Source organism: Oceaniferula spumae (assembly GCF_042849255.1).
In the GTDB taxonomy this organism is placed as follows: domain Bacteria; phylum Verrucomicrobiota; class Verrucomicrobiia; order Verrucomicrobiales; family Akkermansiaceae; genus Oceaniferula; species Oceaniferula spumae.
Window position 1 is genome coordinate 2,830,314 of the sequence record NZ_AP026866.1, and the last position, 24,412, is coordinate 2,854,725.

29 protein-coding genes are annotated in these 24,412 nt (G+C 44.9%); all 29 read left to right on the plus strand.

From position 1 onward, the window contains the following. Positions 1-118 precede the first annotated feature (118 nt). The 29 genes from ACSPJT_RS11805 (at position 119) to ACSPJT_RS11945 (ending at position 23,590) form a co-directional block, all read left to right on the plus strand. Positions 119-586 carry a hypothetical protein gene (locus tag ACSPJT_RS11805; RefSeq protein WP_435892756.1) on the plus strand — a complete coding sequence of 156 codons (468 nt, stop codon included), beginning with the start codon at positions 119-121 and terminating at the stop codon, positions 584-586. Positions 587-721: 135 nt separating this feature from the next. After that, the gene (locus ACSPJT_RS11810; protein WP_435892757.1) at positions 722-1,339 is read left to right on the plus strand and encodes a hypothetical protein; all 618 of its coding nucleotides are present in this window, start codon (positions 722-724) and stop codon (positions 1,337-1,339) included. Between the two features lie 131 nt (positions 1,340-1,470). Further along, positions 1,471-1,797 carry a hypothetical protein gene (locus ACSPJT_RS11815; RefSeq protein WP_435892758.1) on the plus strand — a complete coding sequence of 109 codons (327 nt, stop codon included), beginning with the start codon at positions 1,471-1,473 and terminating at the stop codon, positions 1,795-1,797. A 142-nt stretch (positions 1,798-1,939) separates the two neighbouring features. After that, a complete protein-coding gene (locus tag ACSPJT_RS11820) occupies positions 1,940-2,221 on the plus strand; it encodes a hypothetical protein (protein WP_435892759.1) in 282 nt (93 codons plus the stop codon). A gap of 147 nt (positions 2,222-2,368) precedes the next feature. Next, the gene (locus ACSPJT_RS11825; protein WP_435892760.1) at positions 2,369-3,046 is read left to right on the plus strand and encodes a hypothetical protein; all 678 of its coding nucleotides are present in this window, start codon (positions 2,369-2,371) and stop codon (positions 3,044-3,046) included. 1,101 nt (positions 3,047-4,147) lie between these two features. Continuing rightward, positions 4,148-4,585 carry a hypothetical protein gene (locus ACSPJT_RS11830; protein WP_435892761.1) on the plus strand — a complete coding sequence of 146 codons (438 nt, stop codon included), beginning with the start codon at positions 4,148-4,150 and terminating at the stop codon, positions 4,583-4,585. A 534-nt stretch (positions 4,586-5,119) separates the two neighbouring features. Further along, positions 5,120-5,398, plus strand: a complete 279-nt coding sequence (locus tag ACSPJT_RS11835) for a hypothetical protein (protein WP_435892762.1) — start codon at positions 5,120-5,122, stop codon at positions 5,396-5,398. A gap of 136 nt (positions 5,399-5,534) precedes the next feature. After that, positions 5,535-6,017: a hypothetical protein gene (locus ACSPJT_RS11840; RefSeq protein ID WP_435892763.1), complete on the plus strand. Its 483-nt coding sequence runs from the start codon at positions 5,535-5,537 to the stop codon at positions 6,015-6,017. Between the two features lie 1,109 nt (positions 6,018-7,126). Next, positions 7,127-7,579 (plus strand): hypothetical protein, encoded by a 453-nt coding sequence (locus tag ACSPJT_RS11845; protein WP_435892764.1) that lies wholly within the window; start codon positions 7,127-7,129, stop codon positions 7,577-7,579. A gap of 135 nt (positions 7,580-7,714) precedes the next feature. Further along, positions 7,715-7,981: a hypothetical protein gene (locus ACSPJT_RS11850; RefSeq protein WP_435892765.1), complete on the plus strand. Its 267-nt coding sequence runs from the start codon at positions 7,715-7,717 to the stop codon at positions 7,979-7,981. Between the two features lie 1,223 nt (positions 7,982-9,204). Beyond that, positions 9,205-9,615, plus strand: a complete 411-nt coding sequence (locus ACSPJT_RS11855; RefSeq protein ID WP_435892766.1) for a hypothetical protein — start codon at positions 9,205-9,207, stop codon at positions 9,613-9,615. Between the two features lie 1,954 nt (positions 9,616-11,569). Next, on the plus strand, positions 11,570-11,974 hold the full coding sequence (locus ACSPJT_RS11860) for a hypothetical protein (protein ID WP_435892767.1): 405 nt from the start codon (positions 11,570-11,572) through the stop codon (positions 11,972-11,974). Positions 11,975-12,098: 124 nt separating this feature from the next. Further along, entirely contained in the window at positions 12,099-12,581 is a 483-nt protein-coding gene (locus ACSPJT_RS11865) for a hypothetical protein (RefSeq protein ID WP_435892768.1), read from the plus strand. A 118-nt stretch (positions 12,582-12,699) separates the two neighbouring features. Next, a complete protein-coding gene (locus ACSPJT_RS11870; RefSeq protein WP_435892769.1) occupies positions 12,700-13,455 on the plus strand; it encodes a hypothetical protein in 756 nt (251 codons plus the stop codon). Between the two features lie 512 nt (positions 13,456-13,967). Then, positions 13,968-14,375, plus strand: coding sequence for a hypothetical protein (locus ACSPJT_RS11875; RefSeq protein ID WP_435892770.1), 408 nt, complete (start codon positions 13,968-13,970; stop codon positions 14,373-14,375). A 132-nt stretch (positions 14,376-14,507) separates the two neighbouring features. Further along, the gene (locus ACSPJT_RS11880; protein ID WP_435892771.1) at positions 14,508-14,972 is read left to right on the plus strand and encodes a hypothetical protein; all 465 of its coding nucleotides are present in this window, start codon (positions 14,508-14,510) and stop codon (positions 14,970-14,972) included. Positions 14,973-15,108: 136 nt separating this feature from the next. Further along, positions 15,109-15,591 carry a hypothetical protein gene (locus ACSPJT_RS11885; protein WP_435892772.1) on the plus strand — a complete coding sequence of 161 codons (483 nt, stop codon included), beginning with the start codon at positions 15,109-15,111 and terminating at the stop codon, positions 15,589-15,591. Between the two features lie 496 nt (positions 15,592-16,087). Further along, a complete protein-coding gene (locus tag ACSPJT_RS11890) occupies positions 16,088-16,519 on the plus strand; it encodes a hypothetical protein (RefSeq protein WP_435892773.1) in 432 nt (143 codons plus the stop codon). Between the two features lie 127 nt (positions 16,520-16,646). Continuing rightward, positions 16,647-17,024, plus strand: coding sequence for a hypothetical protein (locus tag ACSPJT_RS11895; protein WP_435892774.1), 378 nt, complete (start codon positions 16,647-16,649; stop codon positions 17,022-17,024). 130 nt (positions 17,025-17,154) lie between these two features. Beyond that, complete coding sequence (locus ACSPJT_RS11900; RefSeq protein ID WP_435892775.1) at positions 17,155-17,532, plus strand: hypothetical protein; 378 nt, start codon at positions 17,155-17,157, stop codon at positions 17,530-17,532. Between the two features lie 736 nt (positions 17,533-18,268). Next, the gene (locus ACSPJT_RS11905) at positions 18,269-18,649 is read left to right on the plus strand and encodes a hypothetical protein (protein WP_435892776.1); all 381 of its coding nucleotides are present in this window, start codon (positions 18,269-18,271) and stop codon (positions 18,647-18,649) included. 153 nt (positions 18,650-18,802) lie between these two features. After that, positions 18,803-19,105: a hypothetical protein gene (locus ACSPJT_RS11910; RefSeq protein WP_435892777.1), complete on the plus strand. Its 303-nt coding sequence runs from the start codon at positions 18,803-18,805 to the stop codon at positions 19,103-19,105. Between the two features lie 96 nt (positions 19,106-19,201). After that, positions 19,202-19,531, plus strand: a complete 330-nt coding sequence (locus tag ACSPJT_RS11915; RefSeq protein WP_435892778.1) for a DUF2007 domain-containing protein — start codon at positions 19,202-19,204, stop codon at positions 19,529-19,531. 117 nt (positions 19,532-19,648) lie between these two features. Further along, positions 19,649-20,248 (plus strand): hypothetical protein, encoded by a 600-nt coding sequence (locus tag ACSPJT_RS11920; RefSeq protein WP_435892779.1) that lies wholly within the window; start codon positions 19,649-19,651, stop codon positions 20,246-20,248. 141 nt (positions 20,249-20,389) lie between these two features. Beyond that, complete coding sequence (locus ACSPJT_RS11925) at positions 20,390-20,758, plus strand: hypothetical protein (RefSeq protein WP_435892780.1); 369 nt, start codon at positions 20,390-20,392, stop codon at positions 20,756-20,758. 131 nt (positions 20,759-20,889) lie between these two features. Beyond that, positions 20,890-21,315, plus strand: a complete 426-nt coding sequence (locus ACSPJT_RS11930; protein ID WP_435892781.1) for a hypothetical protein — start codon at positions 20,890-20,892, stop codon at positions 21,313-21,315. A gap of 114 nt (positions 21,316-21,429) precedes the next feature. After that, positions 21,430-21,786: a hypothetical protein gene (locus tag ACSPJT_RS11935; RefSeq protein ID WP_435892782.1), complete on the plus strand. Its 357-nt coding sequence runs from the start codon at positions 21,430-21,432 to the stop codon at positions 21,784-21,786. Positions 21,787-22,522: 736 nt separating this feature from the next. Beyond that, positions 22,523-23,026, plus strand: coding sequence for a hypothetical protein (locus tag ACSPJT_RS11940; protein ID WP_435892783.1), 504 nt, complete (start codon positions 22,523-22,525; stop codon positions 23,024-23,026). A gap of 132 nt (positions 23,027-23,158) precedes the next feature. Further along, positions 23,159-23,590 carry a hypothetical protein gene (locus tag ACSPJT_RS11945; RefSeq protein ID WP_435892784.1) on the plus strand — a complete coding sequence of 144 codons (432 nt, stop codon included), beginning with the start codon at positions 23,159-23,161 and terminating at the stop codon, positions 23,588-23,590. Positions 23,591-24,412 lie beyond the last annotated feature (822 nt).

A 24,412-nucleotide genomic window follows, 5' to 3' on the forward strand; every position in this document is an offset into this window, starting at 1 on the left:
ACACCAATCCACTACCCGTCCCGAGTCGAAATCTGAATGACCATTCCAACCTTTAACCCTGAAGTCGAAGCGCGCCCCCGGTAGTGGATGGGTGGCTTATGACGTTGGGCTAGATAATATGAACTCGTACGACTACAGGCCAATTACCTTTGAGAAACATGTTTTCCCTCAATCTGTAATGGGGATAGATATACTAGAACATGCTATCCCAAATTTGAGTGGGGCCACAGCTGATTGGGTTTGGCGTTTTCCAATTTGTTGTGGGACGGTTAAGAGTTGTAAACCTGAATTGTGTATATCGTCATCCAAAGAGCTGATTGATGGCATGCTGGAATACAGGAGCAATGTGCTATCCGAGATCTCAGATCGAATTGAGAGTGACGTTCACCCAGATCAAATTTATCAAGAGTGGATTTTCGCACTTCAGTCTATTCAGAACATAGCATTAGGCCTCTCAGAGATCTGTCAATGGTCAGCGCCGTTACATCCAGATGACGCAATTCAAACACCCGAGGATCTGCAACGACAAATTAGCATTCTTGATAAAATTGCTTCTGGCGATCTTAAGCCTCGTATTACAGATTAAATTAAAAAGCCCAACAAGGCGCTTCATCCGACGCGATACCGTCTGTGAGCCAGAAACCAGTTTGAGCTAAGATCGAGAATGACTGTGGATCTGTTTTGCAGCGCGCGGTTGAGCTCTACGTTAGCCAATAATAATATGAAGAAATCTGATAGCATGATCTTACAGTTATCAATGATCATATCTGTTGTTATTTTCGGATGCCAAAAGGATAAGGAATCACATAGCGGGCGTGAAGAAAGCGATTCTGTGGATCTTGATCAGGTATTTTTAGAGAATATCAAGAAGGAGCAAGGCTCACATAGAACGAGGCTTGCAGCGTATATTAGGCATCACGCAGACAGGGTTGTAATTTATACATTACAGAATGTAATCGTTGAGCAAGATCCGGATGATCCGCTTGGGCTGAGCGAGACTCCATCTAAGGTGACATCGTTTCAGATAGCGCCTTATGAGCATTCGGTGAAGATTATTTCACAGATCACAATCAAGGAGGATGTTAAGAATATTTCCGCTATTTTAGCTGACATAATTAGATCATCTGGTCATGGCTCCGTATGGAAGCATACTCCAACTTATGGGGTTGCGGTATATCGAGGAGAGCAATATATCTGGAGCACAAGCATTAGCGTGGAGACGGATAATTTTTACATCGTTTACCCGTCTACTGACAGAATTTCATACGATTGGTTGTCCGTGGGAGATTCTGAACTAAAGAAGTTTGTGGATTACGTGGAGAACCTCAAAAACGAATAAATCCGGCTAACAAGGCGCTTCATCCGACCGTTAACCGTTCCCAGGCCAGAAACTGTTGAAAGTGAAAAACCATTGAGGGTATTCGACGTTTGTCTCGGCGGCGGTTGAGCTCTACGTTCGGTAAGAATAATATGAAGGCAACAGAGTTGTTAACCTATCAGTCTCCTGTCAGCAATGCGGCGTGTTTGAAGAAGCGCATGCTGATTTTGATGGTTTCAGGGTTCATGGCCGCCCCATGTTATTTTCTCGTAGGGTGGCTTTGTGAGGAATCATGGTATGAAGGTATACTCAGCAGTATCATATTCATTATTGGTTACAGCCCGGCGCTTTATTCATTTATGACAGGCTGGGTAATGCGTTGGAAGGGTATCGTTTATGGCATGTTACTGCCTCAAGTATTTTGGATGGGAGTCATTTTTATTGTGTGGCTTGCTGCCAGATTACTCGAATTGCTATGACGATAATTAGACCGAACAAGGCGGAGCATCCGACCGTTAACCGTCCTTAGCCAGAAACTGTATAGAGCAAAAAACCATTGAGGGTATTCAGCGGTTGTCCCGGCGGCGGTTGTCCTCTACGTTCGACAATAATAAAGACATCATGAACGACACGAACTCTGAGGGTGAAGATAATGTGGCTAATCCAGGTTTTAATGGAAGTCCGCTTTATTATAGGCTATTTGGCGTGTTTGTAATCTGCCTTGGTTTTTTTAGTGTCTATGCTAACAGGAGATCTGAAGATTTAGTCGGTGATACAATAATTGGTGTTTCCATGTTGATGTTTCTATTGGTTTATACAGCGCCATTAAAATCAAGTCGTGAGCTTTCCATATCGTTTTTATTCTTTTGGATTATCCTTTCACTTATTCATTCATTTACTTGATACCCCGAAGAATTTGGTCGAACAAGGCGCTTCATCCGACGCGATACCGCCCGGGAGCCAGAAACCATTGAGAGCTAAGATCGTGAATGGTTGCGAATCTGTTTTACACGGCGCGGTTGAGCTCTACGTTGGGCAATAAAAAATACAATGAAAACACTAATGGTAATATTGACGCTTATGTGTGCGAATAACGCTTTCTGCGAAGACTCGAGGCGTATTGAGGCAGTACGAAGTTTGATGGTGCACCACAAGTGGGAGACTAGCGGCGTTAGTTTTGAAGAGTCGGGTTCCCTGGTTCTTATAAAACGAGATGGTAAGGTGATAGGCTATAATGTGAATACTAGTGTATGGGAACCGACACCTGTCTCGAAGATGGATCTGTCCAAGGTTACATCGATTGCGTATGGATACAACAGACCAAACATAACAGATGATTGGTTTACCTTGAAGGATAAGACCATCATATCGGTTTGGTCCTCTGTATATTTGAAGCACACACAACGTGAGAGAAGGTATTCGCATTTCGTGCCCATTTCTACAGACGCAGGTTTTACTGAGACCAATGATGAGCACCAGTTTGGCGGAGGGTGCATGTGCTCACTTGCACTGCGATTTTACGCTGGTGAGAAGATCATTCTGGAGCTTAAGGGGCATATGCACAAGTCATCGATTATTGACTTCGGAATGAAGAATGAAGTTCTGCATACACTTGTGAAGCAGCGAATGATGAAGATTAATCAAAGTCGCAGAGCCATGCAGAGTAAAGTTCCTGATAGCGAAGTTAATTCGTCTGGAGAGGAACCAGATCCGTTTGCAGATGAATAGTATTTCCAAAAACTGGGCCCAACAAGACGGTGCTGACGACCGTTAACCGTCCTTAGTCCGAGTCCGTTTTACAGTTAATAAATTCACTTGGCCTGCGTCTGTTCTATACGCGGCGGCAGACCTCTACGTTCGGCTATAATAATATGAATGCCCTAGTCAGTCTCCTTATTCGTATAGCGATGGGTGAGAAGTTAGAGCGGTCAACTCCCGATGATATTGCGTACTGGCTTGGGTCGTTTGCAATTCTACCTGTGTGGATTTTAGGATCGGCATCTTTAATGAGATGGCTAGATTATAAGTGGAATAATTATATCTCGGATCATGCGTGGTGCCTTGTAATTTATGCGATTCTGGCGTTTTTTGTTTTGCTAGGATCTTGTCTCGCCATAGGCAGAGTATTCAGGGGATATCCACGAGCTTTAATCCTCGCATCGATAATTTCATGGTCGAGTTGCGTTTGGTTTGTATATGCTAAGCTGGCGTAGAATAATGTGGCCGAACAAGGCGGTGCTGACGACCGTTAACCGTTCGTAGTCGGGAGCCATTTTACAGTTAAGACCATCTTAGGTTTTCGACCGTTGACCCACCGGCGGCAGACCTCTACGTTCGGTAATAATAAGAAAGAAGATTTCGCACCGATGCTCGTTACATACTATCTACCTTTCAGTCATGCTGATGATGTTTTTCGACAGCTTCAATCGTGCGGTATCGATGTCATACGTAAGGGAGGCATTTTTCATAAGAGTGCAGACTTTTCCGCTGTATTTGGCATCAACCATAATTCACAAATGTATGAGCTGACGATACTCAGACCCGTGAATGAGCAAGATGACCTTGATTGCTGGTTGCTTCCTGAGCGGTCATTCGATCCGTTGAACCCATTGGGATGGATCAGATGGGTGTTTGTCGAGCGGTATCAATTACTAGATTTGGAGTGCTTGCTTGCGGACAAGATTTCTCTAACTAAAGAATAAGAAACCGAACAAGGCGCTTCATCCGACGCGATACCGCCCGGGAGCCAGAAACCATTGAGAGCTGAGACCGTGAATGGCTGCGAATCTGTTTTACAGCGCGCGGTTGAGCTCTACGTTAGCTATAAAAATGATGAATGAACTAGAACGTCAATATCGAGATAGAGTTTTTTCATACTTCAAGCCATATTCGGCAAGCGCGGTGGTGGCTATGCGTTCCATTTTGGCTGGTGAATTTGATGACGATGTAGAGCGCTTATACTTTGTCATGTGGCCTTATGATCACTTTGATGGTAGTATGCCTATTATTACTTCGCCAACGACTGCCGATGGGTTGTCCACAGACTTTGATTGCCCGCTTGGGGGAATCCCGATCAAATCATGGGAATACAACGACGAAGACATCGAGGATTATGTAGATATCCCGTGGCAGTTACGAGATTGTGCTGCACTCTGGCTAAGAGACATTTGGCTAGCAGCAGGAGGTGAATCTTTTCGGCTGCCATGCTTCTTCATTGAGCATGATGATTTCGATGTGTTTTCCTTTAAGGAGAATAAGTGGTCGTGATCACACTGAATATCAAAAATATGAGCTAACAAGACGCTTCATCCGACCGTTAACCGTCCGCTGTCTGTGACGTGCGGCTGTCAGAGTTGATCCGTGAATGATGTTTTGCGATTGTCCCGGCGGCGGTTGAGCTCTACGTTAGGCTCCGTGTTCATTCTGGGCTTGATCACCTGGCGTCCTTGCACATTTTCCGTGGCTTATCCATTTTTTTGTTTCCCAGTTGAACATGAACATCCAGCTCAGTCATCGCACAGGGTGGAGGATCGTCATTCGTTCGCGAACATGATTCAGATCGATGATGATGGAGGCAATTTTGGTATTCATCGGTGCTCGGGTTCTTGGTTTGCGGCAGTCGTTCACGGAGTTGACAACGAGGGTTTGCATCGGTGAGAATCTCCACCTAACAAGGCGCTTCATCCGACGCGATACCGTTCGTAGCCAGAAACCATTGTGAGCTAAGATCGTGAATGGCAGCGAATCTGTTTTACACGGCGCGGTTGAGCTCTGCGTTAGGCAATAATGAAGACTCCAAGAATGAAACTTCCAATGGCGATTCTGCTGGCTTTGGGGTGTGGAGCATTTTGTGTATATTATGTAGTTGGGCTATTCCAAGGTGAGGCTCCTACCTTGGCGTTTGTAAGCGGTGCTCCATACGGATCTGGAGCGGTATCAAGTTTTTCTTTTTTTCTGTTTTTTGCAGGCTTGGCGTTTTTTGCGACCGTTGATTTGTGGGGGCATATTAGAGATCGATTATCGAAGGCTGATTGTGAGGCGGAAGAGAGTAATGGTGTGCCCAACGATCAAATTCAATAACGAGCCTAACAAGGCGCTTCATCCGACGCGATACCGCCTGTGAGCCAGAAACCATTTTGAGCTAAGACCGTGAATGGCAGCGAAACTGGTTTACAGCGCGCGGTTGAGCTCTACGTTCGGCAATAATAAAAACATAATGAAAACAATATTTACTCTAATCACAGCTTTGCTCATTGGTGGAGTAGTTGCTGCGCCATTACCTCATATTAAGCTGAAGACCCTTTCTGGGACTATCAAATCGTTCACTTGGGTTGGGTCATTTTCTCAGCAGCAAGAGAGCGTGTGGCCGATAGTGAACCCGACTGGGGTAAGTAAGACGAATGCAAGATACTTTTTGGTTCTGTCGACCACTAATCTCACGAAAGAGCAAAGGGATAAGATCACATCATACGGTCGCAATGCTAATTTTGCTCCGAAGATATTAAATGAGTTCACTACATTTTTAGAGGATGATGAAGTAATCGTAATGGTGCAGAGTGAGAGGATAAAGCATCTAAAAGTAGGTTCGAAAGTCCAAGTTGAAGGATACGATTTAGCAGGTGACGAGTTCGATATTTGGGAGAAGCACAGCAGCTTCCTCATTGATGGTAAGCCAAGGCTTGAGAAGCCCAAAAAATAGGCCGAACAAGTCGCTGCATCCGACGCGATACCGTTCGTTGTCCGAGGAAGTTGTAGAGCTATAATCGTGAATGATGCGAAACTGTTTTACACCACGCGGTTGAGCTCTACGTTCGGCAATAATAAAAAATACGAAATGAGATTTATACCTATGTTACTACAAATTGTTGGAGCTGTATTACTAGTCGCCAGCGCAGTTTACGGATTTTCTATGATTGTAGGGGCTGGAATTGGGAGCCCTGATGGCACAGTTCATGATAGCTATTATAAGACGGCATCTGCGTGGTTGATAGTTTCGGGGTTGGTGTTTCTTAGTGGATGGGTATGGGCAAACGTAGGATACATAATTTATCGAGGCAGGTATAAGTCGATTCAGAGAGGGAAAACCGCCAACGACTTGAATGAGAAATACCAATAATGTGGCCGAACAAGGCGCTTCATCCGACCGTTAACCGTCCTTAGCCAGAAACTTTGGAGAGAGGAAAACCATTTGAGGTATTCGACTGTTGTCCCGGCGGCGGTTGAGCTCTACGTTCGGCAATAATAAGAAGACGTGAGTAAACATTATAGAGGAGGGTTTCGCATCGAGGGTCCCAAAGCATTTCTAGGCCGAGACGGCTGGAGCAGTAATCACCATTCATGGCCGTTTGCCACGCTCGTGATTGATGCTGAAGGGGTCACCATTAAATGGTCTTTTCGCGAGCTCCATTTTCAGAGGGCACACATATCATCATGTGGATTCTTCAGATATCCTTGGGGTTGGAGCGGTATCCGCCTGTATCATAATCATGAGGATCATCCACCATTCGTCATGTTTACTACCTTTTCCGGAAGGAGGTTGAAGTTTGCTTTGGTGCAACTTGGATTGGATTATACAGATCATGGTCGGATGCCGAAAGCCTGGTGGAATCCGCAGGATGAGTAGTTTCACGAACGCAATAAATGTGGCCGAACAAGGCGCTTCATCCGACCGTTAACCGTTCCTAAGCCAGAAATATCTGAGAGCAAAAAACCATTGAGAGTATTCAGCTATTGTCCCGGCGGCGGTTGAGCTCTACGTTCGGTAATAATATGAATACGAAACATGTTAGCTCCGTCTAATCTTACGCTATGAACAAATACAAAAGAATATACACAGCCATCACTATGTTTCTGTTAATGTTCAGCCAATGCGCTTGGGCTGAAGGTAATGAGAAGCTTCCTGACGGACCCTATACAGTGACGATACTAAGGGAGGATCTAAAAGGTAATGTTCTGAATAAAGTTGTTATTCCTGCCATGAGAAGTGGCGGAGGGTTTGATGCACAGGCGTCTATTTCTATCGGAACTCCCGAGAATCCAAAATATTGGCTAGTAGAGATACAAGACAAACGAATTGGTAAGGCTTACGATCTGGTTCAGGTTGACGTTGGAGATTCAGATGTTCGTAAGGCAGATAAATCAATCTTATGGCTGTACGTCGTGCGAGGTCTGCCCGATAAATCCGGGAGGATGGTGGTTTACTCTAATCTGAAAGAGAGATTAATAGTAATAATCGAACCGTCACTCATACCCTCTAAATAAAATAGACCGAACAAGGCGGAGCATCCGACCGTTAACCGTCCATAGCCAGAAGCCGTTTTACACATTGAAATTTGAATGATCGTAGACGGTTTTATAGCCGGCGGTTGTCCTCTACGTTAGACAAGAATAAGAATAATGACTGAACGCATCAATATTCCAGATGGGTATTACTATCTTATCATCGTGCAAGGGGGGAAGGTGATTCACAGCACAGCGAACTTTGGGCTATCACACGCAGAATTTGTGAAGCGTAAGGTAGGAACGTTACCAGATGACGCCTGGGTTGGATCGGCGTCAAAGAACAATGGAGTGTTGGAAGCAGTTAACTCATTCACATTTTATAAGAATCAGTTGCCAGCGGCACCAGAGATTCAAGAAGCAGTTTTTGCCAAGTTCTGTTGAATGAGCGTAAACAGCTTTGCCAATTGAAAATTGGTCTAACAAGGCGCTTCATCCGACGCGATACCGTTCGGAGCCAGAAACCATTGTGAGCTAAAATCGTGAATGGTTGCGAAACTGTTTTACACGGCGCGGTTGAGCTCTACGTTCGGCAATAATATAATATGGACGCGACACAAATAAACACGTCATATGAATATAAATAATAAATCCAGTTATTGGGTGGTGCTAATTCTGGCCGTAGGATGGATAGCTGTTGAGGTATTTTCCTACGTCAACTATGCAGATGAACCGGACCCCAAATGGACGAGATTATTATCATTGGTGATACAATTAATTCTTTTAGGCATTGTTTACAGCATTTTGAAGAACAAGTCAGACTCTAATCCCTAATCATGAATGCTGCGTTCAAGAATGTGGCCGAACAAGGCGCTTCATCCGACCGTTAACCGTCCGTAGCCAGAAACTTTTGAGAGTGAAAAACCATTTAGGGTATTCGGCGGTTGTCCCGGCGGCGGTTGAGCTCTACGTTCTCTAAAAAATTGCATGCACGGATCAACGAAAAACCTATGGCTCGCAATCCTTGGCGGCATAGCCTTTCTAATCATAGCAATATTCGCTTTTGTGCTGCTGTCCAATCCGGGGAAAGCGCCGCATCATAAATTTGACTCCTTCAACATCGACTACGAATCGTGTATCAACGCATTTGAGGGCAAGCGCACAAAAGAATTTACACACATGTGGGTTTTGCATTCATCAGACCTGAAAGCTTGGTGGGACCCCAACGGCATGAGGGCGGAGGCAGACCTCATACTGGACACACCTGACCAAGATGCAATCGGCACTTTACTATCACATGCTAGACAGTCACACCGATCCCCTAACTACGTCAGAACACTTTCCAGCGGTCGAATATATCACGTTCTACTTTTCAACGAGAACCGACATACCTACGCGCACTTGAGATTTGCCTACCGGTCAGAGCAGGCTGACGGCACAACGGTTTTTAGCCTAGTCACAGATCACAGGGGAGCACATCGAGTTAAGGATTGCCCAAGCTTCATCGATTTTGAGAGCAAGTTCCTCGCAAACAAATAAAGAGAGAACAAGGTGCTTCATCCGACGCGATACCGTTCGTTGTCCGATGACTTTGCAGAGCTAAAAACGTTAATGGTGTGAATCTGTTTTACACGGCGCGGTTGAGCTCTACGTTCGGCAATAATAATATGAAATACATCATTACGATTCTGGGTGCAATTTTGGTTTTTGGTTGCGGCAAAAAAACAAACAACGAAAATGGTCGAATGAAGATTGATGTCACAGATGTGGGCGCTTTATGTACTGTTAATAGTGGAGATGGCGATTATGGCGTGATTAAAGTTTTAGCGCGTGATGATCAGACGATACACATTCGCCTCTACATGAATAAGTGGTCTGAACGTCCATCATCCGTTGAATCATCTGAACTATCACTTGGATCGATAAATGATCCTGGAGGTTTTGGTATTGGCCACCTACCAATTTCAATATCTGAGTATAAGTCGTGGGCTCCTGTTGTGATTAGGCAGGAAGATGTGTTGGATGATGAGCTTGAGGGTTATAATATGTGGAAGGATGCTGGTGGTGGGTCATTCTAGAATAATTGTGGCCGAACAAGACGCTGCATCCGACCGTTAACCGTTCTTAGCCAGAAACTATTTCACGGAATCAACCACCCACAGCCTTCGACCTTGTCACACCGGCGGTTGAGCTCTGCGTTCGACAAGAATAATGAAGACAATAGTAGCCAGCATTCTCATAAGTGTCATCGTTTGTTCCTGCAAAGACAAGTCTATCAGTGTTGACAATGAACACATATCGCGAGATCAATTTTTATCTGACGGTCAAGAGTTACCAGATCCATGGTATCTTATGAAGTATAGTCCACAAAAGTATGTTGAGATGCAGCCAGGTCGGCCGATAATAATATCAATTGGCGCTAAATGGACTATGACATCACAAGTGCAATGGAGGACTTTATTCACAGAGAATGTATGCAGGGAATTAAAGACTAGAGGTATACTGAGTCTTGTATCGGATGTCGTCCATGATGAAAAAATAGCGAATAGTGCATTATCCCAATTTGATCGAGTTGCCGTTCCCGTGACCATGTTATATAACCCTAAGTCGAACAAGTGGATGGTGTTTCCTGAGGTCTTTGACGAAGATTACTTCATGGAATTTGTAACCAGATTAGACAAAAATGTGGTCGAACAAGGCGCTTCATCCGACCGTTAACCGTCCTCAGCCAGAAACCATTTCACGGAATCAGCCTCTCATAGCCTTCGACCTAGTCACACCGGCGGTTGAGCTCTACGTTAGGCAAAAAAAAATGAAGAAGAGCCAATCAGCCAAAGCGGCATGGATCTGTGTACTATTACTCGTGGCCGGATTTGGTGCAGTTCAGTTGAAACAGCTGATTTCCTTATTATACGCTCATAATCGCTCGCAAGATTGGGAATCAGTTGAAGGTGTAATTCTAGATGAACGCTCTGTTTCTGATAACACATACCAGTATTCCTCGAATTATGGTAGAAGTGGTTCAGTGAGATGGCTTTCGAGTTCGAACCTTAAGGTGGCTTATTCGTGGGAGGGGAATGAGGAGGCTCTTTTTATACCTTCTGGTTTAATGAGTGAACCAGGTGATCTCGTTGACGTGGCATACAGTGACGGTGTTTATCCAGAATTCGTAGTGCGCTATAGAAATATAGGTTATCGTCTCGCGTGGAAGGCGATGTGGATAGTAATTTTGCTCTTAGGCCCCATAATCCTCTATAGAGCAATCTACAAAAAACGAGCCTAACAAGACGCTTCATCCGACGCGATACCGTCCGTAGCCAGAAACTGTTGAGAGGTAAGAATGTGAATAGTTGCAAATCTGGTTTACACGGCGCGGTTGAGCTCTACGTTAGGCAATAATAAGAATGAAAGCTGAGATTACAGATAGTTTTGACCTTATTCTCAGATGGGACAATGAAAGTAGGTCACAAATAACATGGTCTGCCTGTAGTAGCTGTGAATTCGACATTGTTGCCACGTTGTGGGTTCCTCCTGGTTGTAATTATCAGGGTGCGTCCAAGATCGAATTGCGCACGACATGTTATGCTTTCAGCTTGAGGTGTTTTGCTGATGACCTTGTTCGTTTCGTTGCAGGGGATATTACAGATATCGAATACACAGGTTCTGACGATCTTCGCCTCATGGTCCGTAAGCGAAAGGGGCAATGCGACTATAAGGATAGGAGTATTGTAGCGTGTGATCTGCAGTATGATTTTTTCAGAGCGGTTGATCATGTGGCATGTGATAGTAAGCTGAACCTGACATTAGGCATCTTGGAAGATCCTGCGGGTTGCTCTAACGCTATTCGATCGGTTATAGAGACATTGGATATTGATGACTCTTATGACGCGCCCTCAAAACAATAAGCCTAACAAGGCGCTTCATCCGACGCGATACCGTTCGAGAGCCAGAAACCATGTTGAGCTAAGATCGTGAATGGCTGTAAATCTAGTTTACAGTGCGCGGTTGAGCTCTACGTTCGGCAAAAATGATATGAAAACGATAATAACCTTACTCCTTTGTCTGGCTGTATATACGCAAGCTGAAGACAAGGTTCCATCTAGTAAGAAGGAGGCAACAGTTAGCGGTCTAACAATTGAGAAGTTGCCACTTCCTCAGGCAATAAAAGTGCTAAATACCGTAATATCTAAAGAGCATCCCAGAAGGCAGGATTTACTGGTGGCGTATGTCGAGGCGCCACATCTTGATAAGATAATTCCTGCCGCCGGTAATGATCCTAGAAAGGTGAATCTTAAGTTAGCGAATAATCCACCGATAACTACGGTAGTCCAGTATATGTGCGATCAGACTCGTTGTCAGTGGCGGACATTTGGAACACTGGTTGTAATTTATGGTTGGCCTAGAGGTAATATCGAAGCTGTGCCAGCGCAAGAATAGTGGCCGAACAAGACGCTTCATCCGACGCGATACCGTTCGTGAGCCAGAAACCATTGTGAGCTAAAATCGTGAATGGTAGCGAAACTGGTTTACACGGCGCGGTTGAGCTCTACGTTAGCCAATAATGAAAAAATCCGATTTCACATTACTATTTCGCAAAGCAGCGGAAAGTGCATATGAAGTTACACCGAGATTTGTCACAGATAATTTGCCCAGTCGTTGGCGGTTTTGCATAAATATCAATGAACCATATGAAGACTTGAAGACAACTGAGAAGTCTTATCCAAATCTGGGCATGCAGCCGCATGAATACACTGTTCCTCTCGAAGAGACTGAAGCCATAGATATGTTATGGATTGATGGAGGCATTCCGGTCTGGATTGACATCAATGTATATCGGACTGATTCAGAATTTACATACTTTGATCTTCTGGCATGCAATCGATTTAGCGCAGATCACTCTGACTATTATTACGAGGATCGAGGCATGGGTCCGTTTGGTATTAAGAGTCCAATATTTCCTCCGAGATGGGACGATGACAAAGGTCGATTTAGTCTTCAGACACGAGTGGACTTGTTTGATCATTTAAGGACAAAAATAGGCTAACAAGGCGCTTCATCCGACCGTTAACCGTTCCCAGGCCAGAAACCATTTCACGTAATAAACCACCCACAGCCTTCGACCTTGTCACACCGGCGGTTGAGCTCTACGTTAGCCAAAAAATATGAAAACCATAATCAGACATATACTCGTTAGCTATATTCTTTCCTGTAGCATAGCATGCGCCCAAAAGGATGATGTATCTGCTGACCCTGTTGATCTTGCGTTCGAGGTTGCAAATTCACCTAATGGGAAAAGCTATTTCCCCGTGGGCAAAGAAAGCTATTACACGCGTTATTACCGAGATGCATTACTGCCATCAATGCTTCATAAGCGGGAGGAGAGGGGTAGTGTAAGATTCCGTGTAGCTATATTTACGTCCTTCTCTAAGCCTATTTTCCTAACATACTCGCGAGGCGGTGGTGGTGCCTCTATAGAGATTACGAGGCTCCAGCTCCACTGGGTTAGAAAAAAGGCCGGCTTCGATAAAACGTTAGAGCCAGCTGGTATCGAACTAAGTGGCAAGGTAGAGTTGGGTAATCGAATTTCTGAGATGCTGGAAGAAGAAGTGATGAAGCCAAGAATAAGAACGCCTCTGTCTTATCTGACCAAAGAGCAGAGGCGGATGACTCAAGGTCTTGACGGGGCTAGATATGTGATTGAGGTATCTACTGATAAGGATTACACAGTGGAGTCTGTCTGGTCTCCATTACATCTCATTAATGAGATGCAGACCCTTAAAGTATTGAAACAGCAGGGGGTGGACGTTGAATCTATGGTCGATGAACTCAAGAAGTTCATTGCCTTCCGTGATCACCTTTTGGATGTAGTAGGAATAAAAGAGCCTAAATATAGCATCTCAGAATTACTCGCCAAGTAGGCTAACAAGGCGCTTCATCCGACGCGATACCGTTCGTAGCCAGAAACTGTTGAGAGCTAAGGGCATGAATGATTGCGAATCTGGTTTACAGCGCGCGGTTGAGCTCTACGTTCGATAATAATAATATGAAATGCAATCAATGCGGAAGCGCAGATCTGATCGAAGACGTTGGTGTAATCGATCGTGGTGAAAATAATGCTAGATGGGACCTGACCCTAGTCACACATCGAGACCCGGGCGCTTGGGTATTCAAGGGTGCTATAGAAGCTCCTGTGCGTGCAAAGGTTTGTGCTTCCTGTGGATACGTGATGCTTTTTGCTAAGCCTTCCGATGTTGAGCAGCTTAGATATGGTGACCCTCCATTACTGTGAATTCAATAATGTGATCGAACAAGGCGCTTCATCCGACGCGATACCGTCCGTGAGCCAGAATCCATGGTGAGCTAAGGACATGAATGGTTACGAATCAGTTTTACAGCGCGCGGTTGAGCTCTACGTTAGACAAGAATAAGAATGAGCGATATCAAGCGTAACCTGGAGATCATGTGGAATGGTCGAGATAGTGATGACGTAGATGCTACACTGGCCGCGCATGACCGAATACTTGATATGGCTACGGCAGCGGATGTGCCGATGATTACAGGTTATTTAGAGCGAGAAGGCAATTATTGCTGGCTGCGAGAGCTTCTGATGATTCAACTGCTATTGCTTGGCGGTGTTGACCATCTAGAGAAGGCATTTTCTATGCTTCAGCAGAACGAACAAGAAGGACATTCCAGCGCTATCTTGACCACCGAAATTTCTGGTTTTGTTGAACACAACGCTGACACATACCGACCCGCACTGACTAAGATTATAAGTGACTCGCAATCGCCATTTCACGAAGAAGCTGAGTGGTTACTGGAATACTGCAATCAATAATAATGAGTCTAACAAGGCGCTTCATCCGACGCGATACCGTCCGGAGTCAGAAACCATTGTGAGCTAAATCCGTTAATGATTGGAATCCGTTTACATCGCGCGGTTGAGCTCTACGTTGGGCAATAATAAAACATGAGAATTCAAACCATCATATGTATAATTATGCTTACGCTGTTTGGGGACGTTGTTGCCAAAGAAGACAGAGACGAATCGAAGGGTGCCTCAACTAAAATTGAGGGTGCTGCGGCTAAGAGATATGAGGAAGCTTTCTGGTCAGAATACAAGAAGAAGAAAGTAGATCGCCAGATATATGTTGCTTTCGGTGGCAAGGAGCCAGCAGAGGGAGAGAAGATTGAAGTGGCAATGACGATGCGTGGCCCACACATCTTTAGAAGGAAGTCCGATCAGAAAGTAGAAGCGTATTTAACGTTGGGTTTCATGGGGTATTACCAAGTAGATTTTGATGCATCAACGAAGGTTAAAGAGAGTTTTTTCGTTGGTAAGTTCGGTGATGAGGAAGCGAGGTTTGACACGTTTAAAGAGTTAAACCAGTGGATTTCGAAGCAGATGAAAAAACTGTTCAAAGACAAAAAATAAGCCCAACAAGGCGCTTCATCCGACGCGATACCGTTCGTTGTCCGATGAAGTTGTAGAGCTAAAATCGTGAATGGTGCGAATCTGTTTTACACGGCGCGGTTGAGCTCTACGTTCGGCAATAATAATAAAATACACCATGAAAACACTACTCACTTTAGTTACACTATTCTGCTTTGGAACTCTTGACACAACATTAGCCAAAGAGCCTAAGAAGGGTCTTGAGCAATTTAAGTCTATAGTTACTGCAGCATGTAAAGCCAAAGGGCTTAGAGTCAGCTTCCGAACAACCCATGCATTTGGCGTTACGACTATGATTCCTCACGTTCACGGTAAGCTGGACGATGGTCGAGATTCTGCTTGGGAGGTATATCAGGCTAGTTACCCAGCCTTGGTGGAGTGGGCACAAGGCAGTGGAGGGATGGGCCATGGCACCGCACAGTCGAATCGGCAAGGTCAAGCCGCCCCTGCCAAAGGAACGGATGCTCTCCATTCATTCCGCATCAACGCTAATGACTTCGCTAGCCTGACCTATCAAAATAAGACGGGTAAAGGAGCACTTGTAATGTGCTTTATTGATGGAACGCAATATATATCAAGAATCGAAAAACCTAATAAATAAGCCGAACAATTCGCTGCATCCGACCGTTAACCGTTCGTAGTCCGGAGACTTTTTACAGTTGAGCCCCTCCTTGGTTTTTGACCTTTGACCCACCGGCGGTTGAGCTTTACGTTAGGCTCCGTGTTCATTCGAGGTTTGATCGTCTATCATCCTTGCACATTTTCCGCGGCTCATCCATTTGTGATTTCCCAGTTGAACATGAACATCCAGCTCAATCATCGCACAGGGCGAGGGGTCACCATTCGTTCGCGAACATAATTCACTTCGATGCAGATGGAGACGCTTTTGGTATTCATCGGTGCTTGGGTTCTTGGTTTGCGGCGGTTGTTCACGTGGTTGACAACAAGGGCATGCAGCGGTGATAATCTCCACCTAACAAGACGATGCATCCGACGCGATACCGTTCGTTGTGAGATGAAGTTGCAGAGCTAAAATCGTGAATGGTGCGAAACTGATTTACACGGCGCGGTTGATCTCTACGTTCGGCAATAATAGTATGAAGAATCTACTAGCTAAGATGAATTGGAAGACCACAGTGTGCGTTGCAGTGTTATTTATTGGGGGATTTTTTCTAGGTCAGGCTAGCAGGGATGGAGAGAGCACACATAATCTTGGAGCTATTCGTACGTATGATGACGGGTATATTTCCTTTGTGCAGCATGAGCATGAGACAGGATCACAGTATAATGTCTATTGGCATGCAAAGGACCGGGCTAGTGCAAAGTTACTTGATTTCAGTGACCCTATGCCGCGAGTAGGAAGATTACCCGACGGTAGAATTTGGTTGATCACGTTTGTAGGTGGTGACGTGAGGGACTGTAATCTGAAAGTGCAAAGATTGGAAGGTGGTTGGACATCACAGTTCCATCCATCAGAAGTAGAAGCTTTATTAGCTCTCACGCGCAACTTGGAAGTATCAAAAAATTAGGCCGAACAAGGCGCTTCATCCGACCGTTAACCGTCCTTAGCCAGAAACTGTTAAGAGCGAAAAACCATTGAGGGTATTCGGCAGTTGTCCCGGCGGCGGTTGAGCTCTACGTTAGGCAAAAAGTATAATGCAAGAAACCACCTCCATCGATGAATCGCCGTCTCCTCCGAGATTTGGATTCGTGACTCTATTCGCTATTTCTGCACTCTTCCAAGTTGTGCTTGCGACGTTAGCGATCAGAGATGGTTACTTTCCAACTAAGGAAGTTCAGCATAATATTCCAGAAGGAGACTGGTATTGGACTGCTAATCGATTCCTTATGCCGTCGTTTTTGATCACTGGTCTAATTTCTATATTTGCCGGTTTTTCCCTTATTGTCCGCAAGTATACGCGCAGCACATATTATGCAGGGATTATTGCTTCCGTGATGACAGTGATGCCGATTGGGATATTTCTTTTGATTCCACTGTGTAAGTGGATCAGACGCCGCCGTCACTTCGAATAATGGGTCTAACAAGGCGCTTCATCCGACGCGATACCGTCCGTGAGCCAGAAATCATTTTGAGCTAAGATCGTGAATGGCTGCGAAACTGTTTTACACGGCGCGGTTGAGCTCTACGTTCGACAATAATAATATGAAAACATACATAATAGCATTAACACTAGTAATCCTACCTTTGTTTGCACAAGGGGACCCCAAGAAGGATAATATGAAGTGGGTCACAGATCCTCAGAGATATGAGACCGTTACAATTAAACAGATACAATCTTATTGTAACGAGCATCGAGATGAAGTGGCGTATTGGTGGGATGAGTATATCAAGCGCGAGAAGCCGATTGCTCCTAAGGGGGAGCGAAAAGCCGATCCAGTGGCAGGTATGGGTCAAGGTGCAGCTGAGTTGTTACGAGTACATATGACCTTTTTCATGAACTTACGCGCTACACAAGGTTGGCGAGTTGTTGGCGTGACGAATGGGTATATCGTCTTTGAACGAGTAGACACCAAACGCTAGAATTTGGTCGAACAAGGCGCTTCATCCGACGCGATACCGTCCGCAGCCAGAAACCATTAAGAGCTAAGAGCGTGAATGGTTGCGAATCTGTTTTACACGGCGCGGTTGAGCTCTACGTTGGATAAGAATAATAATAAGAATCCTGATTTGAGTTGAATGGCGATGGGCAGTTTAATGAAGGATCAGAATGTGATCACATGCCGTCCATTGGCTTACGTTTTCCGCTGGGTTTAGTCGAATGATGGCCATCATGTGATCACATACTGATCCTGGTCGGACGTTTTACACGATAGAGACAAGAAGAATTGGATGCCACAGGGTGATGGTTGCCGTCTTGGATTTCGCGCCGCAGCTACAGGGACAAGACTCTTCCGTAGACTCCAGAGACATGTCCCTTCCGCTGCTCTGCTGGGCGATGTTTTACACGAATGGCACACGTCTTGCGCTGCAACCCACAGATACAGAGGTTTTACTCGTGGCGGAGTTCCGGTCACCCGTGAACTTGTAGGTGGAGATTTCACCTCAGCAAGATTGAGGGCATTGTGCGCCATCCTTTTCACTCGGTGGGTGATCCGTTAGATATTCAGTTGAGGGCACAGGGCAAATCGAATCCAACAAGTCGTTGCGGCCGACCGTTAACCGTTCGTAGTCTGCAAGCGTTTTACAGTTAAGTCCGTCATTGGTTTTCGACTGTTGACCCACCGGCTGCCGAACTATACGTTCGGTAAGAATAAGAATGAAGACAACAAAATATACACTAATAGCATTAGTGATGATGCTTTTTGTAGGGTGCTCTAAAAGCCAACCTCAGAAAACAATATCGTTAGACTATTTTGAGGAGCAAATGTTTTCTTATACTCGTGCAAATGGGTGGATATGCTGGAGTGCTGGCCTTAGCGGCTATGAATTCAGGAAGGAGAATTGCATATTTACAATTGAATTAGAGAGGGCTGAATCACCAGGCAGGGCCAAGATTATACGCGTCGATTATGTTGATGGGGATAAAGCCAGCGAACTATTCCTTCGGAATATATTGACTTCTGTGGATGGTGCCGATGAAGTATTGACCGTTACTCATAATAATAAGACCGAACAAGGCGCTTCATCCGACCGTTAACCGTCCTCAGCCAGAAACCATTTCACGGAATCAACCACTCACAGCCTTCGACCTTGTCACACCGGCGGTTGAGCTCTACGTTAGATAAGAATAAGAATTCTGAGTCTCCGCGTTCGTGGGCACGCCGATGGGCAGCTGTTCGGTTTCTGCATCATGATTCGCACACTCATCATCATGCGGCACCCGCTACCAGATGGAAAGATTCTCGAGGAGAGAGCAGGGAGAAGCGTCAGGGTAACGCATCACGGATTCCGGAAGCGTTCCTTCGTCTCTCCTTCCTACATCCGTCATGCTGGCCGACGTTATCTCACTCGTATGATTTCTGACAGATCGTCGGAGAGATTCAGAAGAACGTTCGAGCCTTTGGTCAACCGCACACCATTCGACGGTGAATGTCGTATTGATCCTCTTGAATCTAACAAGACGATGCATCCGACGCGATACCGTTCGTTGTGAGATGAAGTTGCAGAGCTAAAATCGTGAATGGTGCGAAACTGTTTTACACGGCGCGGTTGAGCTCTACGTTAGGTAAGAATAAGAATCAAGAGACCCATGAGAAAGATATTTGAGAGCATTGACTTTGCTCGTGTTGGGTTGTTGCAATCCATATTAGAATCGGAAGGCATTGGCACGCTTGTTAAGAATTATGACCTTGCCGCGACAGCAGGGGTCATTGCTGCATCCGACTGTTATCCTGAATTATGGATTATTGATGAAGCGAAGTTTGAGCAGGCGGAGAGGATAATCGAGAGCTATAATAGTCCGGCACCTGAATCTGGTTCGACTTGGATATGTTTCACTTGTAAGAATGAGGTTGATTCGAATTTTGACGCATGTTGGAACTGTTCTGTGCCTCGCCCAAAGAAAGAAAAACAAACCTAACAAGACGATGCATCCGACGCGATACCGTTCGTTGTGAGATGAAGCTGCAGAGCTAAAATCGTGAATGGTGCGAAACTGTTTTACACGGCGCGGTTGATCTCTACGTTAGCCAATAATATGACACTCACAGAACAACAACAATTAAAGGCAGGAGAAATCCTCAAATATTTAAAGCTTCTAGTTTTCTCTGGTAGGTTGCACCAAGAGGGAGAGAGGGCTGCGATGATTATTGGCGTATCAAAAGTTGATAATTTATTATGTGATTTAATAAAATTACAACTGATCGCCCCGAAGACAAAGCAAGATAATCTATTCGACCCAGATCGCCCTTTAGGGAGCTTCAGTTCAAGGATAACACTAGCTAGTAGGATGGGTCTTATAGATAAGAATGTTGAGAGTTGTCTTCAAGTAATTAGGAGGATTCGAAATGATTTCGCCCATAAAGATGATTTTATAAGCTACAAGGATGATCCACATAATAGTCGCCTTGTGGAATTGGTAAGACTAACAAAATTATCACCACTAAGGGCCACAATTCTGGAACAACTGAGATTCGATAATGAGTCAGAAGGGATTGAGACTTCAGATGAACTAATGCAATTTTCTACATCTATCGCGGTAATGTTGACAACAATCCAAATGGCAATAGATGAGAACTTGAAGTCTTCACCAGAGCATAAATCATTAGTCTTTATTTGCTCCTTTGAGAACGAATAAACCAAAGAATAAATACGGCTAACAAGGCGCTTCATCCGACGCGATACCGTCCGTGAGCCAGAAACCATTGTGAGCTAAGAACGCGAATGGTAGCGAATCTGTTTTACAGTGCGCGGTTGAGCTCTACGTTAGCCAATTATAATGAAGAAACTCCGTATCGCAGTGTTATTGTCTTTTGTGGCCATTCTATTAGGTTGTGGGAGATCGGCGTACATTCCATGGGAGGATGGAGACTACAAGGTCTATGCTACCGATGTTGACTACTCGGCTACTGCATTAGGCTTAGACCACGATCCAGGGCTATTGGGTATAGTGGATTCTGAAGTGGTCGCGGCTGGCAGTAATGATTTGGTTATTGTTGTGGAGAGAGAGAATCATAAAGACGACTGCATCGAGTTCTACATCGTCACCAAAGGCGATAATTACGCAGTCGGCCCGTTTGATGAGGAGGAGTTTCAGGTTGAGAAGTCGAAGAGAGGATTGCCTGATTTCTCGTGGCGCAAGCGATAATATGGGGCTAACAAGGCGCTTCATCCGACGCGATACCGCCCGGGAGCCAAAAACCATTTTGAGCTAAGAACGTGAATGGTTGCAATCTGGTTTACAGCGCGCGGTTGAGCTATACGTTAGCCAATAATAATATGAAAACACAAATAACAGCATTAACGATCCTAATGATGCTCATAGTAAACAGCTGTGCCATCACAGGTCCACAGTCTGTAATTAAAGGAAAGAAGCTTAGTTCAACTGGCAAAACAACTAACCCAAATATTCGGATTATTTTACGTGAAGGATTGAATCCAGATACTATAGAAGGTAAAATTATAGCGCAGAAGAAATTCATTAACTTGGGCATTACTCTGGCAGCATGGGATGCAAATCATAATTTGATCTGCTCTTGGTCTATAAGGCCAGAGCGATCAAAAGCAAATGATACGGAATTGACTTACTATTTCATCATAAGCTCTAAGCTCATTAAGGGTGCTGAATTAGATATTTTTGCCGTGGACCAGATGCATAGATTGAATTTGAGCACCGTGCGTATTCTGCCAAAAAAACAGGGCTAACAAGGCGCTTCATCCGACCGTTAACCGTCCTCAGCCAGAAACCATTTCACGGAATCAGCCTCTCACAGCCTTCGACCTTGTCACACCGGCGGTTGAGCTCTACGTTAGACAAGAATGAAAAAACATCCCTTCATCATCGGTGTTATATTAGGTTGCGTAATTTCGTTCCTATTCGTCACCCTGACGAAACAATATTATAAGAGGCAGATTATTGAGGATGCTGTCATTAATTACGGATTGCCACCCATGCCTGAAATAGAAGTAACCTACGCATACCACAAGAAGTTATTTGGAGCTGATTGGTATGGGTTTAAGGCTAGAGCCACAGAATCAAACGCAGCTGAATGGAGGTCACAGGTTGATAAACTTTACGCAGAAGGGCGATTGCTAGACAATGTAGAGGTAGAGTGGATAAGTTCTGCTGGCGACTCGTCAGATATTGAAGTGAAGTTATCAGATATGAATAAATAATGGGTCTAACAAGACGCTTCATCCGACGCGATACCGGCCGTAGCCAGAAACCATAGAGAGCTAAGATCGTGATTGGTTGGGAATCTGGTTTACAGCGCACGGTTGAGCTCTACGTTCGGCAAAAATAATATGAAGAACGCGCTTATCACCATATTACTGTGTATTATCGCTTTCGGATGTAACAAGCGCACAGAACCCATAGATCAAGATACATCTGTATCCCGTGGTCAATTCACCTCTGATGGACAGGAACTACCAGATCCATGGTATAAGATGGAATATAGCTTGTCAGATTACATAGCGATGCAGCCCAGGCGCCCTATAATTATATCCTTTGGCGCGACTTGGACAATGACATCCAAATTACATTGGCGGAGGTTATTTTCACACCAAGTTAACACATTTATGAAGGATAGGGGGGTTCTCTGCCTAATTGCTGACATGAACGGGGGGAATGAAATAGCTCGGCAAGACTTAGCAGCCTTTGGGTATAGTGCCGTTCCAGCAACCTTTTTTTATAACCCGAAGCGTGGTGAATGGGAGCCTCTCCCGGAGATTTTTGACGAACAAAACCTCTTCGAGATGGTCGACAGTGCTAGAAAATAATCGGCCGAACAAGACGAAGCATCCGACCGTTAACCGTCCTTAGTCTGAGTCCGTTTTTGAGTTAAAACCACGAATGATTTGCGGCTGTTTTACACGCGGCGGTTGTTCTCTACGTTAGCCAATAATAAAGATGAGAGCAGGGTTACCTCAATCATATGATGACGAATTTAGGACTGGATTAGCCGTTTCCCAATGCCTCATTTTTTCTGGATGCCTTTGGGGTTTAACGTGGGTTCACTTCCTCGTTAAGTTTTGGTTCGGATTGCCGGTATTTTCGTCACCTGCAATGGCGTTGGCTTACTACGATAAAGTGGATGGATATCCCTTTAGCTTGGCTGAATTATTTTTCTGGCTATCGGTGTTCGCAACCACTCTAGCTATTGTCGGTATTTGGATTACATCTAGTTATGGTGGCACCAAGTGGAGGCAGAGGTTTCTAGTAGCTCTCTTTGGTTATTTTTGCGTAGGTTTCTCATGCTTTTGTATTTCATGGGAAGCTAACCACATTGATGATGCTAAATGGTGGAGAGCCTACATTGAAGATGATGCAAGCTATGCAGAGTATCCAGAACGCCAAGAGGCAGAGTTACGCATGATTGATAAGATGATTGAGCGTGCAGAGCGAAGAAAATAAGAAGGCTAACAAGGCGCTGCATCCGACGCGATACCGTCCGTGAGCCAGAAACCATTGTGAGCTAAGAACGTGAATGGTTGCGAATCTGTTTTACACGGCGCGGTTGAGCTCTACGTTAGCCAATAAAATAAAATGAAAACAATAATAACATTAATAGTGGGATTAACGCTCTCAGGTGTTTCGTCTGCAGACCCAACAAGTAAGCCAGCGCCGACGAAGCGAGAAATCAAAAAGTTAGACAAGCTGCCAAACGTTAAAGTTGTATCTGAAGATGACAAGGCTGTTCAGATTAAGATAACGAATGATACAGGCATAGACTTAAGTTATTCAGGATACTCAGCTCTAAATCCTTGGTTAAACGCTTCACACTTCGACGGTAATAAGTGGGTTGCCGGACAAGGGCATTGGTGCGGTACAGGAGTTAGCACGTATGTACTTAAGAATAACGAATCCATCATCATTAAGATTGGTGCACGTGACAATACCCGATATTTCACCACATTTTTTGACAGTAAGACCAAAAGATACGGCGTGGTCATTCTTCACGAAAAAAAATCCGGCTAACAAGGCGCTGCATCCGACGCGATACCGTCCGTAAGCCAGAAACCATTGTGAGCTAAAATCGTGAATGGCTGCGAATCTGTTTTACACGGCGCGGTTGAGCTCTACGTTCGGTAATATAATACAATGCAGCTCGATAAACAGGCATTACACGGTCTCTGTGATAGGCTGATTGGCAAGGATGCAGACGCGATAGAAGATTGTATTCGCTTTATTGAGTCTGATTCTGAGGGGATTTGGCATGGCCGAGCACGAGCTATGATGTGTCGGCGCCTCAAGCATATAGCGTTGAGTGAGGTGGACTCCGATCGACTCATCACTTCGATATTTGATCGGTTTAAGAGCGGTAATTTTTCGCATCAGTTTAGGGATATGCTGCATCTTGCTATTGATTTGGATCGCACATCCACACTTGCCCTGGCACGTCAATTATCTGGCGATAGTCGTGAGTTTGTGAGGCGTCAAGCAGCATGGATCATACAACATCACTCGGAACAAAAATAGACCGAACAAGACGCTTCATCCGACGCGATACCGTCCGTAGCCAGAAACTGTTGAGAGGTAAGAATGTGAATGGTTGCGAAACGGGTTTACACGGCGCGGTTGAGCTCTACGTTCGGCAATAATATTAATGCATGAGCTGATCAAACATAACGCTCAGCGGATTCGTGAGTTGCACGATCGTTTTCACAAGGCTTTTTATGTGAAGCCACATAGCCCAGATCACGAACGAGCTTGTGATGACTTCCACTCACAATATGATTCGTTGGCGTTTCCTGGTGGATATGAGAATGGACTTCGGAGAATATCGAATGGTGATTCTGA

Excerpts from the sequence above, each read along its gene's own strand:
- ACSPJT_RS11805 (WP_435892756.1), top strand. The coding sequence starts at position 119 with ATGAACTCGTACGACTACAGGCCAATTACCTTTGAGAAACATGTTTTC.
- ACSPJT_RS11810 (WP_435892757.1), top strand. The coding sequence starts at position 722 with ATGAAGAAATCTGATAGCATGATCTTACAGTTATCAATGATCATATCT.
- ACSPJT_RS11815 (WP_435892758.1), top strand. The coding sequence starts at position 1,471 with ATGAAGGCAACAGAGTTGTTAACCTATCAGTCTCCTGTCAGCAATGCG.
- ACSPJT_RS11820 (WP_435892759.1), top strand. The coding sequence starts at position 1,940 with ATGAACGACACGAACTCTGAGGGTGAAGATAATGTGGCTAATCCAGGT.
- ACSPJT_RS11825 (WP_435892760.1), top strand. The coding sequence starts at position 2,369 with ATGAAAACACTAATGGTAATATTGACGCTTATGTGTGCGAATAACGCT.
- ACSPJT_RS11830 (WP_435892761.1), top strand. The coding sequence starts at position 4,148 with ATGATGAATGAACTAGAACGTCAATATCGAGATAGAGTTTTTTCATAC.
- ACSPJT_RS11835 (WP_435892762.1), top strand. The coding sequence starts at position 5,120 with ATGAAACTTCCAATGGCGATTCTGCTGGCTTTGGGGTGTGGAGCATTT.
- ACSPJT_RS11840 (WP_435892763.1), top strand. The coding sequence starts at position 5,535 with ATGAAAACAATATTTACTCTAATCACAGCTTTGCTCATTGGTGGAGTA.
- ACSPJT_RS11845 (WP_435892764.1), top strand. The coding sequence starts at position 7,127 with ATGAACAAATACAAAAGAATATACACAGCCATCACTATGTTTCTGTTA.
- ACSPJT_RS11850 (WP_435892765.1), top strand. The coding sequence starts at position 7,715 with ATGACTGAACGCATCAATATTCCAGATGGGTATTACTATCTTATCATC.
- ACSPJT_RS11855 (WP_435892766.1), top strand. The coding sequence starts at position 9,205 with ATGAAATACATCATTACGATTCTGGGTGCAATTTTGGTTTTTGGTTGC.
- ACSPJT_RS11860 (WP_435892767.1), top strand. The coding sequence starts at position 11,570 with ATGAAAACGATAATAACCTTACTCCTTTGTCTGGCTGTATATACGCAA.
- ACSPJT_RS11865 (WP_435892768.1), top strand. The coding sequence starts at position 12,099 with ATGAAAAAATCCGATTTCACATTACTATTTCGCAAAGCAGCGGAAAGT.
- ACSPJT_RS11870 (WP_435892769.1), top strand. The coding sequence starts at position 12,700 with ATGAAAACCATAATCAGACATATACTCGTTAGCTATATTCTTTCCTGT.
- ACSPJT_RS11875 (WP_435892770.1), top strand. The coding sequence starts at position 13,968 with ATGAGCGATATCAAGCGTAACCTGGAGATCATGTGGAATGGTCGAGAT.
- ACSPJT_RS11880 (WP_435892771.1), top strand. The coding sequence starts at position 14,508 with ATGAGAATTCAAACCATCATATGTATAATTATGCTTACGCTGTTTGGG.
- ACSPJT_RS11885 (WP_435892772.1), top strand. The coding sequence starts at position 15,109 with ATGAAAACACTACTCACTTTAGTTACACTATTCTGCTTTGGAACTCTT.
- ACSPJT_RS11890 (WP_435892773.1), top strand. The coding sequence starts at position 16,088 with ATGAAGAATCTACTAGCTAAGATGAATTGGAAGACCACAGTGTGCGTT.
- ACSPJT_RS11895 (WP_435892774.1), top strand. The coding sequence starts at position 16,647 with ATGCAAGAAACCACCTCCATCGATGAATCGCCGTCTCCTCCGAGATTT.
- ACSPJT_RS11900 (WP_435892775.1), top strand. The coding sequence starts at position 17,155 with ATGAAAACATACATAATAGCATTAACACTAGTAATCCTACCTTTGTTT.
- ACSPJT_RS11905 (WP_435892776.1), top strand. The coding sequence starts at position 18,269 with ATGAAGACAACAAAATATACACTAATAGCATTAGTGATGATGCTTTTT.
- ACSPJT_RS11910 (WP_435892777.1), top strand. The coding sequence starts at position 18,803 with ATGATTCGCACACTCATCATCATGCGGCACCCGCTACCAGATGGAAAG.
- ACSPJT_RS11915 (WP_435892778.1), top strand. The coding sequence starts at position 19,202 with ATGAGAAAGATATTTGAGAGCATTGACTTTGCTCGTGTTGGGTTGTTG.
- ACSPJT_RS11920 (WP_435892779.1), top strand. The coding sequence starts at position 19,649 with ATGACACTCACAGAACAACAACAATTAAAGGCAGGAGAAATCCTCAAA.
- ACSPJT_RS11925 (WP_435892780.1), top strand. The coding sequence starts at position 20,390 with ATGAAGAAACTCCGTATCGCAGTGTTATTGTCTTTTGTGGCCATTCTA.
- ACSPJT_RS11930 (WP_435892781.1), top strand. The coding sequence starts at position 20,890 with ATGAAAACACAAATAACAGCATTAACGATCCTAATGATGCTCATAGTA.
- ACSPJT_RS11935 (WP_435892782.1), top strand. The coding sequence starts at position 21,430 with ATGAAAAAACATCCCTTCATCATCGGTGTTATATTAGGTTGCGTAATT.
- ACSPJT_RS11940 (WP_435892783.1), top strand. The coding sequence starts at position 22,523 with ATGAGAGCAGGGTTACCTCAATCATATGATGACGAATTTAGGACTGGA.
- ACSPJT_RS11945 (WP_435892784.1), top strand. The coding sequence starts at position 23,159 with ATGAAAACAATAATAACATTAATAGTGGGATTAACGCTCTCAGGTGTT.